Annotated in this window: 15 protein-coding genes, 1 tRNA gene and 1 pseudogene; 3 read left to right on the top strand and 14 right to left on the bottom strand. The window is 36.6% G+C overall.

All coding sequences use genetic code 11. The annotated features are described in order from the left end of the window. Window positions 1-21 precede the first annotated feature (21 nt). From Q0V26_RS14255 to Q0V26_RS14230, 6 genes and pseudogenes are all read right to left on the bottom strand, one after another. Window positions 22-690, bottom strand: coding sequence for an HAD family phosphatase (locus Q0V26_RS14255; protein ID WP_297482860.1), 669 nt, complete (start codon window positions 688-690; stop codon window positions 22-24). A gap of 233 nt (window positions 691-923) precedes the next feature. Next, on the bottom strand, window positions 924-2,156 hold the full coding sequence (gene arsJ, locus Q0V26_RS14250) for an organoarsenical effux MFS transporter ArsJ (protein WP_297482857.1): 1,233 nt from the start codon (window positions 2,154-2,156) through the stop codon (window positions 924-926). Between the two features lie 40 nt (window positions 2,157-2,196). After that, entirely contained in the window at window positions 2,197-3,195 is a 999-nt protein-coding gene (locus Q0V26_RS14245; RefSeq protein WP_297482855.1) for an ArsJ-associated glyceraldehyde-3-phosphate dehydrogenase, read from the bottom strand. A 176-nt stretch (window positions 3,196-3,371) separates the two neighbouring features. Further along, window positions 3,372-3,893, bottom strand: a complete 522-nt coding sequence (locus tag Q0V26_RS14240) for a tyrosine-protein phosphatase (RefSeq protein WP_297482852.1) — start codon at window positions 3,891-3,893, stop codon at window positions 3,372-3,374. Between the two features lie 14 nt (window positions 3,894-3,907). Continuing rightward, window positions 3,908-4,693: a metalloregulator ArsR/SmtB family transcription factor gene (locus Q0V26_RS14235; RefSeq protein WP_297482849.1), complete on the bottom strand. Its 786-nt coding sequence runs from the start codon at window positions 4,691-4,693 to the stop codon at window positions 3,908-3,910. Between the two features lie 156 nt (window positions 4,694-4,849). After that, window positions 4,850-5,338 (bottom strand): annotated as a pseudogene (locus tag Q0V26_RS14230) (2OG-Fe(II) oxygenase). Between the two features lie 262 nt (window positions 5,339-5,600). Between Q0V26_RS14230 and Q0V26_RS14225 the strand changes: the two are divergent. Continuing rightward, a complete protein-coding gene (locus Q0V26_RS14225; RefSeq protein WP_080157724.1) occupies window positions 5,601-6,458 on the top strand; it encodes an EamA family transporter in 858 nt (285 codons plus the stop codon). 74 nt (window positions 6,459-6,532) lie between these two features. Here the strand turns inward: Q0V26_RS14225 and Q0V26_RS14220 are convergent, their stop codons facing one another. From Q0V26_RS14220 to Q0V26_RS14190, 7 genes are all read right to left on the bottom strand, one after another. After that, a complete protein-coding gene (locus tag Q0V26_RS14220) occupies window positions 6,533-7,045 on the bottom strand; it encodes an RNA methyltransferase (RefSeq protein ID WP_080157725.1) in 513 nt (170 codons plus the stop codon). 224 nt (window positions 7,046-7,269) lie between these two features. Continuing rightward, window positions 7,270-7,767: a hypothetical protein gene (locus Q0V26_RS14215; RefSeq protein ID WP_297482845.1), complete on the bottom strand. Its 498-nt coding sequence runs from the start codon at window positions 7,765-7,767 to the stop codon at window positions 7,270-7,272. Window positions 7,768-7,927: 160 nt separating this feature from the next. Beyond that, window positions 7,928-8,983 carry an ACR3 family arsenite efflux transporter gene (gene arsB / locus Q0V26_RS14210; RefSeq protein ID WP_107276964.1) on the bottom strand — a complete coding sequence of 352 codons (1,056 nt, stop codon included), beginning with the start codon at window positions 8,981-8,983 and terminating at the stop codon, window positions 7,928-7,930. Between the two features lie 108 nt (window positions 8,984-9,091). After that, the gene (locus Q0V26_RS14205) at window positions 9,092-9,433 is read right to left on the bottom strand and encodes a metalloregulator ArsR/SmtB family transcription factor (protein ID WP_107276969.1); all 342 of its coding nucleotides are present in this window, start codon (window positions 9,431-9,433) and stop codon (window positions 9,092-9,094) included. Between the two features lie 144 nt (window positions 9,434-9,577). Beyond that, window positions 9,578-10,699: a linear amide C-N hydrolase gene (locus Q0V26_RS14200; protein WP_297482840.1), complete on the bottom strand. Its 1,122-nt coding sequence runs from the start codon at window positions 10,697-10,699 to the stop codon at window positions 9,578-9,580. Between the two features lie 14 nt (window positions 10,700-10,713). Continuing rightward, window positions 10,714-12,063 (bottom strand): MFS transporter, encoded by a 1,350-nt coding sequence (locus tag Q0V26_RS14195; RefSeq protein WP_297482838.1) that lies wholly within the window; start codon window positions 12,061-12,063, stop codon window positions 10,714-10,716. Window positions 12,064-12,075: 12 nt separating this feature from the next. Continuing rightward, entirely contained in the window at window positions 12,076-12,345 is a 270-nt protein-coding gene (locus tag Q0V26_RS14190; protein ID WP_297482835.1) for a hypothetical protein, read from the bottom strand. A 135-nt stretch (window positions 12,346-12,480) separates the two neighbouring features. On the opposite strand from Q0V26_RS14190, the gene Q0V26_RS14185 reads away from it, so the two are divergent. Both Q0V26_RS14185 and Q0V26_RS14180 read left to right on the top strand, forming a co-directional pair. Next, window positions 12,481-12,891, top strand: coding sequence for a LysR family transcriptional regulator (locus tag Q0V26_RS14185; protein WP_297482832.1), 411 nt, complete (start codon window positions 12,481-12,483; stop codon window positions 12,889-12,891). A gap of 131 nt (window positions 12,892-13,022) precedes the next feature. Beyond that, complete coding sequence (locus Q0V26_RS14180) at window positions 13,023-13,376, top strand: hypothetical protein (protein ID WP_297482829.1); 354 nt, start codon at window positions 13,023-13,025, stop codon at window positions 13,374-13,376. A gap of 119 nt (window positions 13,377-13,495) precedes the next feature. On the opposite strand, the gene Q0V26_RS14175 is transcribed toward Q0V26_RS14180, so the two are convergent. Then, window positions 13,496-13,580, bottom strand: a tRNA-Leu gene (locus Q0V26_RS14175). Between the last annotated feature and the right edge of the window lie 58 nt (window positions 13,581-13,638).

The following is a 13,638-nucleotide window of genomic DNA, read 5'->3' as shown; positions in this document are numbered from 1 at the left end:
ACTGCAAAATAATTGCTTACTTCATACAGTCTCAAACAATAACTTATCTTTAAATAACGACGTTAATAATGGCTTAGCTTCAACCATTGAGAAAAATGTATGGTCAGCATTAGTGGCGGTTAATGACTGATGAGCATTAATCAATAAGCAACAAATATCAGCACTTTTTGCTGACTGTAATCCAGTTCGGCTATCTTCTATCGCAACCACTTGATAAGGTTGAACCTTCATTGCTTGACAAGCATGTAAGTAAACATCAGGAGACGGTTTATTATTTTCAACTTCATAGCCGCTGAATATCTGATCAAATAAATCTAGCCAACCATGTAATTTTAAGACACCTTCAACGTAATCTCGTGGAGCTCCCGTCACAACTGCCATAGGTACTTTACCTGAAAAAGCATGAAGCACAGCATCAACGCCAGGTAATGCGGGGATCCCTTGCTGACGAATTTTAGCATCAGTCAGTGCTTCCATTTCAGTCGTAATAGTAATGATATCTACATTAAGTTGATAGCTATCAATAAAATGCTTCGCTATCTTTGGCCACGTAACCCCTGCATAATATTCAATAAAATCTTCTGCCGTTAACGTAACACCGTATGTCGCTAAATAGGCACTCCAATTGTTAGCGTGAAACGTTTCCGAATCAACTAATGTGCCATCAAAATCAAAAAAAAGAGTTTGCATTATTTACCAAACGATAATTTCTATGAATAAAAGAACTGCTTTTATAACACCCTAATTTTACAAATAACAGCTCGCTGTTCATTGCACACCACGAGCACTATTACGCACTTTAAGTAACGTAATAGCATCATCAATCGCTACCGCAGGGCTATAGTAAAACCTCAAATATAATCTTTATTTAAAATCTTTCCGATAAATATCACTTTATAGCTAAAAACAATAACGCAATTAGGTTAAATAGACACCGCAGTTATACTACGACGTGGTAACCATAATGATATAATTGTTGTTATCATTATAAAAATAAACGCTATCCATAAACACATAGCCAAGCCATATAATTGATATACCATACCTGAAAGTAATGTTCCGATTAAACGTCCCATTGCGTTAGCCATATAATAAAAACCAACATCCAAACTTACACCATCACCTTTGGCATAACTTACTATTAAATAAGAATGTAATGAGGAGTTAACAGCAAAAACTGCACCAAAGATCATTAGACCAATAATAATAATTAACTGTGGGTACCAATTAAATTGTAATGCAATGGCTATCACTCCTGTAACCACCGCAAGTATCATTGCCCATTCAAATGCAACTCGCCCATCAGGTACGATACCCTCTGCTTTTCCTGTAATTCTTGGCGCGATACTTTGAACAAAACCATAACCAATGACCCACAGAGCCAAAAAGCCACCTACCAGTAAATGGTCCCAACCAAAAACTTGTCCCAAATATAGTGGTAACGCAATAACAAACCAAACATCACGTGCGCCAAAAAGGAACATTCTCGCAGCTGAGAGTATATTTATACTTCTACTTTTTGAGAAAATCTGACTAAATTTCACCTTGCTCTTTGCTTTACCAAGATCTTTATCAAGCCACAGCAGGCTACATATAAAGACAACCGCAAGTACACCAGCCATCGCAATGACCGCGCCTTGAAAACCAATCAATACCAGTAATGCTCCCCCTAGGAAAAAGCCAACACCTTTTAGTGCATTTTTTGATCCCGTTAGTAGTGCAATCCATTTATACAGTGCACCTTGTTTTTCATTAGGCACTAACGTTTTAATCGCACTTTTTGCGCTCATTTTATTCAGATCTTTAGCAATACCTGACAGTGCTTGAGCGAACATTACCCATATAACAGTAAGGTTTACTGAAGGTACAGCAAGCATTAACAACGCAACAACCTGCATAAACAAACCAATATTCATGGTTCGATTTAAACCTAATCGCGCACCAAGCCAGCCACCAACTAAATTCGTGACCACGCCAAAAAACTCATAAAATAGAAATAATGAGGCTATCTCTAACGGGCTATAACCAAGCTGATGGAAGTGTAAAACCACCAACATTCGTAATGCACCATCAGTAAGAGTAAAATTCCAATAATTAAATGTCACCAACATATATTGGCGTACATCATTGGGTAACTGGCTCAGCTTTGCTAACATAGAATACTCACTACATTTCAATACAATTAAGACTTAATAACTAACATCCGACTTTACGTATTAATTCTGCAGTTCGTGTTGCATAACCCATTTCATTGTCATACCAAGCATATATTTTAACCATTCGTTGATTAACAACCATTGTAGATAATGCATCAATAATGGTTGAACGTTGATCGCCGCGATAATCAATCGATACTAAAGGCCGCGCTTCAAAGCCTAGAATACCGTTTAGATCTGTTTCTGATGCTGTTTTTAATAATTGATTAACCTCATCAATAGAGGTATCACGCTCAACATCAAAAATAATATCAGTCAGTGAGGCATTTGCGAGTGGTACACGCACTGCATGACCATCAATTTTTCCGGCTAACTCTGGAAATATTTCCACAATCGCTTTAGCTGAACCCGTTGTCGTTGGAATTAAGCTCATACCACATGCTCGAGCTCGACGTAGATCTTTATGTGGGGCATCTAAGATAGTTTGTGTATTGGTTAAATTGTGAATAGTGGTAAATGATGCTTGCTTTATACCAAGGTGTTCGTGGATCACTTTTACAACAGGGGCGATACAGTTGGTAGTGCAAGATGCCGCGGTCACTATCCGATGTTTTTCTGGATCAAATAAATGATCGTTAACACCAACCACGATATTTAATACACCCTCTTCTTTTACGGGCGCAGAAACCACAACGCGCTTAACGCCTTGCTCTAAATATTGATTAAGATATTGAGTGTCACGGTGAACACCTGTTGCTTCTAGCACGACATCACAACCAGCCCAATCAACGTCTGCAATATGTTGCTGTTGACAATAACGAATTGCTTGGCCATTAATCATCATTTGACCACCATCAACAGTCACCGCATGTTCCCAACGCCCTTGAATCGAGTCAAATTCAAGTAAGTGGGACAAAGCATTAACATCACCTGCAACATCGTTAATTAATACAAACTCAACCTCAGGCCAATCAAATGCTGCGCGCAATGCTAAACGGCCAATACGCCCAAACCCATTGATTCCTACTTTAATTGTCATAATCCTTCCTCCGCTTGCCAACAGTAAATATATGAATAACCATATATACGTAAGATCAAATATATCAGCCACGAAAAATAAAATAAACTTTTTTTGTACGAAATATTTTTAACAGCTACAAAAAACAAAAAACCCCGCATCAGCGAGGTTTAATAGTCAGTATTTATGAAGCGAAATTAATGCTTAGTATCATTATTCCATTGCTTAATATAATCAATATGTGATTGGCGAGTAAAAGCGCCAGGACGTTGTGCTTGAATAGACGCAATTATTGCATTAAAAGGCATACCACGAGCAAGTAGAAGGCGTGCGGCTAGTATTCCAGTACGACCAGAGCCACCTTTACAATGAGCGACTACAAATTCACCATTATTCAATGCTATTTGTGCTGCATCATTCGCACGTTGCCATTTTTTCTCAAAATCAGCAGTTGGTGCACAATCATCCTCGATAGGTACATGAAACCATTGCATACCTAATAACTTACACGCTTCTGCTAATAATTGAACGCCTTGGTCCGGAAGTTCATTTTCTTCTAACGCAGTTAATATCACAGTTGCTCCCGCCGCTTTTAACTGACGTAAACTTGTGATTGCGTCAACGCCTTTCGTACCAGGGCATGGCGTTAATAATAAGCCACCTTTTAAAGGCATAGCTTCATTTAGCGGTAATGTCCAAACGGGATGTAAATTATCCATAAAAATAATAACTCCTACTTTGTTATCTTACTCATTAATTGTGGTTTTTTCCTATTTTCAATTGCACTTAGACGTATTTTTTCTTGATTAATCAATGCTGGTTGGCCATTACGCACGGTATCAAAGGTGTGTCGAATCCACTGTGGTAAATCAGGCGGAAAACGATAAAAAATCCATATGCCTTCTCGTTGATCCTGCAATACACCGCTATCTCGTAACAATGCTAAATGGCGAGAAACCTTGGGCTGACTAACCTGCAATGCTTTGGTTAAATCCCCGACAGATAAAGCAACTTCATCATGAATCAGCATTAAAATACGTAATCGTAATGGATCACTCATGATTTTAAATAATTCAACGGCACCAATCGTATCTGATTGATTATCACCATTAAGCATCAAAAATAATGCTATCTTTGCTTTTAGACCATCAAATACATCGTAAAATCCTTGAGAGCCAGCTTGCGGTTTAGGATCTTTAAAATCCCAATGTATTAGTGCATCAGAATCAGGGAAAAGCGCACATTCTTTACTGGCTTTATCACATAAGGTTATCACAACATCAAAATGTTGATTTTGTAAGCTCGACGCTAATACACTGGTTAAATTATCGGAATTAATATCATGATAATTAAGAACTTTATAGACACGGGGATCAACAGTTTCAGGTGCCATCCCCGCACTCATAATTTCAAATTGATCGATGGTAGTTTCACTGTCTCTACACATATGGCGCATTAATGCTTCTGCAATTTGCGACCGTGCAGAATTTCCCGTACAAAGAAACAAAATACGTTTCACAGTAAAAACCTTATAACTATCATTAAAAACATTAGAATATACGATAAAGCATATATAACAAGCTCAAATAATTAAAAATAAAGCTTACATAGCTACGATAGTTATCATTATCTATTAGCGAGCAATATCGAGTTGATTTTCACTAACACCATTGGTTCAAAACCAGCCAGCAATACTAAATCGTTGTTGTGTTACAGGAAGTACTTCATGAAGAAACAGTCCAGATAAAAATACGACTAGCCGACCCGCTTTGGGATCCAACGTTGCCAATTCATTATCATCAAGATCATACATCTTCAGACGACCACCATGCTTTTGATAGAAATCACCTTGTTCATATTTAGCGAAATATGCTTCATACTCAAATAAGCCTAAGAATAAATGGCGATTTACTTCAAGGCGAACGTCGTTCATTCACTGTAGAAAATCACTCACTGGCGGCCCCATATCAGATTGTAGCCACTGAATTTTATCGCTTCGAATTGCTTTTTTAGTCATATATTCATCATTACGGCCAATGCCAGCTTGGCTCCAATCTGTTGGAATACATACTTTCAATTCACTGACTTCATGTGGCGTCAAAAAATTATCCCAGACAAACCACCCTTGGGTAAATAAAGCATCAATCAGTTTATTGCTATTCATAATCGTTCCAATCTAAAAGAAAAAACGTTATCAAAGGCAGATATACTTTACGACAAATCGCAAAAATCATCATAACTATGAAATTTTCTGCTTAAATAGCCCCTAATCATAGGTAATATTAGATTCAGTGATTGATTAATCCTAAAAGATAGTAACTAATACATTATAGGTATAATATTTATTAGATACTCATCACGTATTCAGCATCTAATATTGGTAAAAAGATTAATTCACTGAACTAGATTTATAGGAAACTATTATTATGAGCGATAAAAATCGCGGATTATTATTGGCTTTTATTGGCATAATGATATTAAGCTTTGATAGTTTATTCGTTAAACTATCTAATTCTACTGCATGGAATGTCCTTTTTTGGCGTGGTGCATTTCAGTGTATTGCGTTAGTTATTTTTCAATTACTTTATAATCGAAAGCAATTTACAACTGAAATATCTCGTCCATCATTATCATTACTCGGACTAGGCGCTATTTTTGCCGCCTCTACCGTTTGCTTTATTGAATCGTTACATTATACCCAAGTTGCAAGCACGCTCGTAATCATCAATACCGCCCCTTTCTTTACTGCAATTTTAGGTTTTCTAATATTAAAAGAAAAATTGAAGTGGCCGACACTGTTGGCTATTGGTGTTGCAACCAGTGGCATTTGGATCATCTTTGCTTTTGCCCCTGCGGGCGGCCAATGGATAGGTAATGTACTGGCATTAATCACTGCATTAGCCACTGCTATTTACCTCGTTGCTATGCGCAAAACGAAAGGGGAACAAGCCGCTAATATTCTTATTATCGCTGGCTTTATGATTGCCGTATTTGCTTATATTAAAGGGGCACAACCTTTTTCATTATCACATATTCAAATGCTATATTTATTAATATTAGGTGGTATTGTTGTACCAGGATCTTATTTGTGTATTTCAAAATCAGCAGCCTATATTCCTGCCGCGCAAACAAGTCTAATTTTATTAATGGAAATTTTATTAGGCCCACTGTATGTCTTTTTAGTTATTGGCGAGCAACCATCTCTGAATGATATATTAGGAGGCGCAATAATATTAATCACATTAGGACTTTATACAATTTGGGATGTTAAACAGTCGGCATAATATCATATAACATATGGAATTTATCGCCGTTCGTATTTACAACGGCGATAATCTAGCGATGTTTTATTAAAAATTTATTTAGCACTTACACGTAAGTTATTTTTATTATCACGATTTTGGCGAATATGGTCATCACTCTGGATAATATTTTCTTGTTTAGCCAGACGATCATATAAAACAACATTAACGGACGCTGCTAAATTCATACAACCAACCGTGGGTACATAAACAACATGGTCGGCTCTGTCTGCTACATCTTGTGAAATAGAACCATCCTCAGGACCAAAAATATAAATCGCTTTATCTGGGTGCTGAAAATGAGGCAATAATGTTGCTCCCTCAGCAAAATCAACACAAACAATCTTCATATCTTTTGGCAAATTATCAAGCATAGATTCAACACCAGATAAGGGAATTGTCTGTGCCATTTTCTTAGTATCTGTCTGAAATTTTGCGGCTTTATCGTAACGGGTTCCCGTATAAATAACAGCATCTGCTTTATAGCAACCTGCAGCTCTGAGTACAGCACCGATATTGGTTGGACTTTTAGGATTACTTAATCCAATGATTACTGATGCATCTTTCATCTCAGGAATACCTTATTGTTTAGATTAACAACAAATATAAATAAAGATGTCATTATACTAAAATAGTAACTTTCCAGAAAGAAGTAACCAACGTTAGCGCTACCATCCGGCCCATAAGCAAAAAAGCCTCACTCTTTGAATGAAGCTTTTTTAAAAGAATCGCTGTTGAAATTCTATATGAAAGAAATTAACTCAACCTCGATAATCACTATAACCGATAATAATTAATTGACGTTATTATCCACTAAATGATGACATAACCAACCTAACGATAAATCTTCAATGGCTTGCTGTATCGATGCATCTATCTTTTGCGCTTCATTACCATTATACATATCAAGAATAGTGGTAAAAAAGGGCATATAAGGCATTGTTGAAATATACACTTTCTTATCATCAGCAGTAGCGATCACTTCAATATCATAGGCATTTAAATGACGTGAGTCTTGATCTGTAATGTACACTAAATTAAAGCGTATAATATTGGCATCTTTCGAATCCATGGTTGCACGATACCCTATTCGATTTTCATCATCGATCAAATGATAGCACCCATCAGCCAGCGCTATTCCTTTTTCAATCAACATCGATAACATGTCTGCTCGATCAGAAGATACATTGATGACTAATGCTGACTCATCTGAAAAATCATCAATAGATCCCTCTTCAATATCATCATCAAATATAGATCGGGTGTAGGTTGTTACGACATGATTCAGCATGCTTGTAATCCTAATGTTTAGTGTAATATAAATAAATTAAGAGAGAAGATAGGGTTATACGGGATTACATTTTATCCGCAACACAAATTATAGACCCCTATAATAAACACTCTAATTCTTCTCTATTCATTGTTTCAATATACACCTTGATTTAATAGAATTACGGATAGTATTTTTGTTTCATTCTAAGCGCAACATTAACCAAGGCAATTAATACTGGAACTTCAACTAAAGGACCAATTACTCCCGCAAATGCTTGGTCTGAACTCAATCCAAATACTGAGATAGACACTGCAATCGCTAATTCAAAATTGTTGCCTGTGGCTGTAAAAGCAATAGAAGCATTCTTGTCATAAGGAATACCCATTTTCTTACCAACAAAAAAGCTAATAAAAAACATTAAAACAAAGTAAATAACCAGTGGCACTGCAACACGAAAAACATCCATTGGTAAAGCTAAAATCATATCGCCTTTAAGACTAAACATAAGCACAATCGTAGCGAGTAATGCAATTAACGTAATAGGCGAAATACGAGGAATAAACACCTCGTTGTACCATTGCTCTCCTTTTTTAGCGACCAACCATTTACGACTAATAAAACCGGCAAGAAAAGGAATACCAAGATAAATCAACACACTTTCCGCAATATCAAAAATAGATATATCAATTGCAAAACCCTGATAGCCAAATAATGGTGGTAATACAGTAATAAACAACCATGCCATAACACTGTAAGTCAGAATTTGAAATGCGCTGTTTAATGCAACTAATGTAGCGCCATACTCTTTATTACCACCTCCAATATCATTCCAGACTAATACCATCGCAATACAACGAGCCAAGCCGATAAGAATAATCCCCACCATATATCCCGGGTGATCACCAAGGAAGGTTAGTGCTAAAACAAACATTAAAATAGGACCAACAATCCAATTCATGACCAAAGATAACGTAAGGGCTTGTTTATCTTTGGTTACTTTTCCCATTAACCCATAATTTACTTTTGCAAGAGGAGGATACATCATTAAAATCAAACCAATCGCCAACGGAACATTGGTTGTTCCAACCGACATCGCTTGATTCCACTGAGATACTTCAGGAAAAACAGCGCCGATCCCCACCCCAATGATCATTGCAGCAAAAATCCATACCGTTAAGTAACGATCAAGAAACTGCATTTTATTATTTGGGCTATTTAAAACCTTTGTTGTCATAGTAACCTTCCAATTTTTATTATTTACAACAACCAATCGTTAATCGTCGAATAACGATTGATTGTTATGAAGAAATCCAATCTTGTCTATAAAGCACTTAATAAAATATTAAGACAAGAAATCTGAAAATTTAGCATTAAATGTATTTAGTGCTTCACGGTTAATGCGGTAACACACTTTAGGTGGGTTTGGTTCAGCTTTAATAAAATTAGCTTGTTTTAGTATCCGTAGATGCTCAGAAACTGTTGATTGCGCTAATCCTAACTCAGACACTAGATCACTGTTTAAACAGCTATCCATCGCATCTAAGGTGTGAAGAATGTGAAGAATACGCAAACGCGCAGGATGTGATAATGCTTTAGCTTGCGCTGCTAATGTTTGTTCTGTCTTTAGTTGTTGATCTGTTGCCGTAAAAGATATTTGGCAAGAATCAGGACATTTGGTCATTATTTTATCACCCCACTTCGCTAATCGTCGATTAACGATACTCCGTATCGAACAAGAATACAATATTAACAATAAATTTTACTTCTAATGTGGCACCTCTACATGCCACATTAGAATTGAATGACGTTAAGCCTCTTTATTCAACATCTATTTCATAACAATTCGCTGAGCTTTAAGCGCATTATCCTCTACCATCTTCACAGTCACGACATCACTTCCATTAAGATCATAATCTTCAAAAGCAACATAACGAATTGACTGATTAGTCCAATCTTTATAGTAGAACTTAAGATTTGTTAGATCCTTTACAATCGTATGGTCAGTATGAGCAGCTACCGTATTCTCAAAGTCTGTCTCAACAGCATTATCAACCATTGTCGTTGGTACTTCCCCACTTACTGCAGTTTCATCACTTGCCATTGCAGGAATACGTTTTAGCGCCATACCCGGAATAATATCGAAATTATTAAAGATACGAAGTAGACGTAATACGCCATCTTGTGCAGTAACGACATTTGATTTTGTACTCGCATTTGCTAAATAATTTGCTTTTACAAAACGAGATGTTGGTGATGTATCGCCAGGCAATCCAAATGCACCGCATGTACCATGAGAATGCGCCGAACTACCATCAAGGTTGCGAAGAACAGAATCTGTGGTATCAAACTGTTGGATATTTGAGTACACACCTAGATTCTTTAGGTGCCATTCATACTGAGGGCTATTGGTCATAATGCCATTTGATGGCTTAATTTCAATGCGACCTTTTTGATCCGGTTCAAATACTGCTGCATCACCCGTTCTATCAATAAACAAGAAATGCCCTGGCTGTTCTGCTCCGGCTAATACAACAAATTTGCCTTGATGCGCTTCAATATATTCACGCGCTTCCGCAACAGTTTTACATTGAGATAAGACCAAGTAAGGCGTTGCTAAAACATCAATCATCTCATCTGTTGCTTTTATTGCTACCTCATAGGTTGCCATCTTTGGGTAGTACAACACACCCATAGATAACCCTTCTTCATTAAAGCCATCACTTAAAAATTCAAGACTAGATGCTGCATCACCAAATAATTCACCAATATTACAACCAATAACTGCATACTTCGCTTTTCTTAAATGCGTGCTTTTACCTATTGCAAAATTTGGCACATCATATTGACGAGGAAAGAAACTTACATTATTACGGTAATACTGGCCAAACTCATTAGTACGACCGGTAATAATATCATTTTGTAATGTTTTAATTGAAATTTGAGTACACATAATAAATACCTCTATTACGATTTATTGATAAGTGAATAATTTGGAATATTCTTCGTTAAAGTAAATATACTCATAAAACACATTGCAGCTAATACTAACCACGATAATTGTGCTGATGATTTACGAGCTTCACTATTAATATCGACAAGTACTGGATAGTCTTTTTTCTCTGTAATATTATTTTCAACGAGTTGAGTGAAATCTTTATCACTTAAAAATGGAATTGATGATATTTGTTCAACTTGTTGCTTGGTTTGAGTACTAATTAAGTCACTATTTGCCGCATCTGATTTGACCATATTTGTCAAAGAGAACATCAAAACACTACCCAATACTGCAATACCTATAGTTTGACCGATATTTCTTGATGTTGCTTGAACGCCACCAGATTGAGTTGCATCACGTTGATTAACTGCAGCAGTTACGATTAATGATGCTTGTGAAGCAATAATTCCACAACCAAGACCAGTAAAAAGTGCTGAAGCAAAGAAGGCTTTGTTAATTGAATCAATTTCAGTTCCCAAAGCACCAGATAAAGAAGCTAGAACACAGAATCCAATACCAACCATGCATAACTTTCGACAAGATACATGAGCAAATTTAGTTGGCGTCGCCAGTGATGTTATTAGCATCCCCATAGAGAAAACCATTAATAATACAGCTGTATCTGTTGCACTGTATCCTGCAACCAATTGACAATAAGTAATACCAATTAAGATATAAGCACCTAAGACAAAAAAGACCATGCCACACATATATAAACCATCTCGTAGTTGAGGTGTTTTAATAAATGATTGAGGCATTAAGCATGCACCATTTTTTAATTCAAATTGATGCTCCCATTTAATAAAAACAATAAGAATAGCAATACCAAATAAAACTAATGGTAAAGTTGGACTAATACCTAGAATATGGAAGCTTGGTGATAATGGCGTAATAAGACCCCATTCTGATATTTTAAGTAAGCCAACAATTACTGAGAGTAATCCAATCGAAACTAATATAGTGCCAATAAAATCAAACTTAATTTTTACTGTTGGCTTTTCAATTTTTTCTAATGCAAAACCTAATATAAATATCATACCAAAGTAAATAGCAAGAGCTTCAAAGGCAACACGATAGTCAAACTTATCAATGAGAAAGCCAAAGACTAAAGGTGCTGCTGTATTTGCAACACCAACGGCTGCGGCAACTGCACCAAAAGCAATAGCGCGATCTTTGGTATCCGTATAAATACCAACAATTAAACCTAACACTGCCGGAATTAAAAAGCTGGCACCAAAACCGGATAAGCTTCGAGCTAAAAAAATAAATATTTGAATATTATCGGTATAAGCGGCAATAATTTCGGCTAAACATAGCAATAAAGCTCCAACTTAGAAAAGACGTTTCCAGCCCCAGATCAGCCCTAACATTCCCCCTGCAATCATACATGCACCAGCAATCAACGGATACATGGCATTGGCAAAAGCAATATCAGAAACCGATGCGCCAAGTTCGTTAATTAAAGATGCCGTTGAAACAGAAAGCCCAGAGTTATCCCCCATAGTGCCCATCTGTGCCATAAGCAAAATAACTAAGCTAAACCATTTTGCCATTCCCGTTTTTGCTTTATCTATAGGAGCTAATTTTGATGTATTCTCCATTGCTACTTATCCTTCATATTTTACATTACTCTTCATATTGTTATTTTCTTCGATTTGAAAGTATTGTTGCCCACTTTTCCTCTCAAGTAATCTCTGTTATGTTGGGATTATCCAAACATAAACACCGAGTCAGACATGAGAAAATTTACTTTTGAGCAGGTGGATGCATTTGTTGCGGTTGTTGAGGCTGGTTCATTTAGCGCGGCGGCTCGTCTGTTACGAAAAGATAAATCATCAATTCATCAACTAGTAAGTTATTTAGAAATAGAATTAGGTATTGAACTATTTAACCGTGAAAAGAAACTTCCGAGATTAAGACCTGAAGCTAAAAATATTTATAACTACAGTAAATTACTGTTGGAACAACACAAAGAGATTCAAAGTCTGGCTGATAATCTTTTTCATGGCATAGAAAATAGTCTCACCATCAGTTATGACGTAGTAATCCCCCACCAGGTTATTGTTGATATCAGCTCTCATCAGAATTCCCATCATCACAAATTCACTGGTTATGCCAAAACAAAACAACAGCTATTAATGCATTAGATAATCAAACCATTGATATTACTTTACAGGCTTTATCTCATCGAGCTAAACCACAAGATGGACTTGAAGCACTGACTTTAGGCCAAGTCGCTTGCTCACTTTATGTTAATAAAAAAACCATGGATAATAATTTGTCCTATACACGCTCTTACCTTCAAGTAAAACCTCAATTTATTCTAGAAAGTTTTATTGCCGCAGAATTAGACAAACTCACTATCTTAAGCCCTTTCTATCGTCTTTTTACTGAGGTTGATTTGATGGTCAAATGCTTGAATGAAACACCTCATGCTTGGGCTATCATTCCCGATCACCTAGCCAAACCTTTTACTGGTGATAAGGTAGTGAAATTAAAAGACAGTGGGTTTTCAGCACAAGAAGTTTTATGGCCTTGTGTAATGTTAACCAATCAGAAAGGAGTTAAGGGACCTGTCTTTCAGCGGGCTTATGCGTTGATTATAGAGAAGATGCGAGGATTTGATTTATGATGTCGATAATAAGATTAAAGATATAGAATAGACGTTGACCAGAAAAAGGTAGGGATAAATTTTTGATTAGGCTAGATACAACAAAGCCCCAGCGTAAGCTGAGGCTTTGTTATTTTAATTGGTGCCCGAGGACGGACTTGAACCGTCACTCCCGAAGGAAACGGATTTTGAATCCGTCGTGTATACCAATTTCACCACTCGGGCTTTTATTCTCAAAGAGAATGGAGGCGCGTCCCGGAGTCGAACCGAGGTACACGGATTT

It is taken from the genome of uncultured Photobacterium sp., from assembly GCF_947039875.1.
Taxonomy (GTDB): domain Bacteria; phylum Pseudomonadota; class Gammaproteobacteria; order Enterobacterales; family Vibrionaceae; genus Photobacterium.
Note: the sequence above shows the minus strand (reverse complement) of the source record. Positions and strands in the feature narration are given on the sequence as shown.

What these genes read in the sequence shown, in the direction of transcription:
- Q0V26_RS14215 (WP_297482845.1), bottom strand. Translation starts at nt 7,767, where the DNA reads ATGCTGAATCATGTCGTAACAACCTACACCCGATCTATATTTGATGAT.
- Q0V26_RS14185 (WP_297482832.1), top strand. Translation starts at nt 12,481, where the DNA reads ATGAGAAAATTTACTTTTGAGCAGGTGGATGCATTTGTTGCGGTTGTT.
- Q0V26_RS14200 (WP_297482840.1), bottom strand. Translation starts at nt 10,699, where the DNA reads ATGTGTACTCAAATTTCAATTAAAACATTACAAAATGATATTATTACC.
- arsB (WP_107276964.1), bottom strand. Translation starts at nt 8,983, where the DNA reads ATGACAACAAAGGTTTTAAATAGCCCAAATAATAAAATGCAGTTTCTT.
- Q0V26_RS14220 (WP_080157725.1), bottom strand. Translation starts at nt 7,045, where the DNA reads ATGAAAGATGCATCAGTAATCATTGGATTAAGTAATCCTAAAAGTCCA.
- Q0V26_RS14225 (WP_080157724.1), top strand. Translation starts at nt 5,601, where the DNA reads ATGAGCGATAAAAATCGCGGATTATTATTGGCTTTTATTGGCATAATG.
- arsJ (WP_297482857.1), bottom strand. Translation starts at nt 2,156, where the DNA reads ATGTTAGCAAAGCTGAGCCAGTTACCCAATGATGTACGCCAATATATG.
- Q0V26_RS14255 (WP_297482860.1), bottom strand. Translation starts at nt 690, where the DNA reads ATGCAAACTCTTTTTTTTGATTTTGATGGCACATTAGTTGATTCGGAA.
- Q0V26_RS14190 (WP_297482835.1), bottom strand. Translation starts at nt 12,345, where the DNA reads ATGGAGAATACATCAAAATTAGCTCCTATAGATAAAGCAAAAACGGGA.
- Q0V26_RS14240 (WP_297482852.1), bottom strand. Translation starts at nt 3,893, where the DNA reads ATGGATAATTTACATCCCGTTTGGACATTACCGCTAAATGAAGCTATG.
- Q0V26_RS14245 (WP_297482855.1), bottom strand. Translation starts at nt 3,195, where the DNA reads ATGACAATTAAAGTAGGAATCAATGGGTTTGGGCGTATTGGCCGTTTA.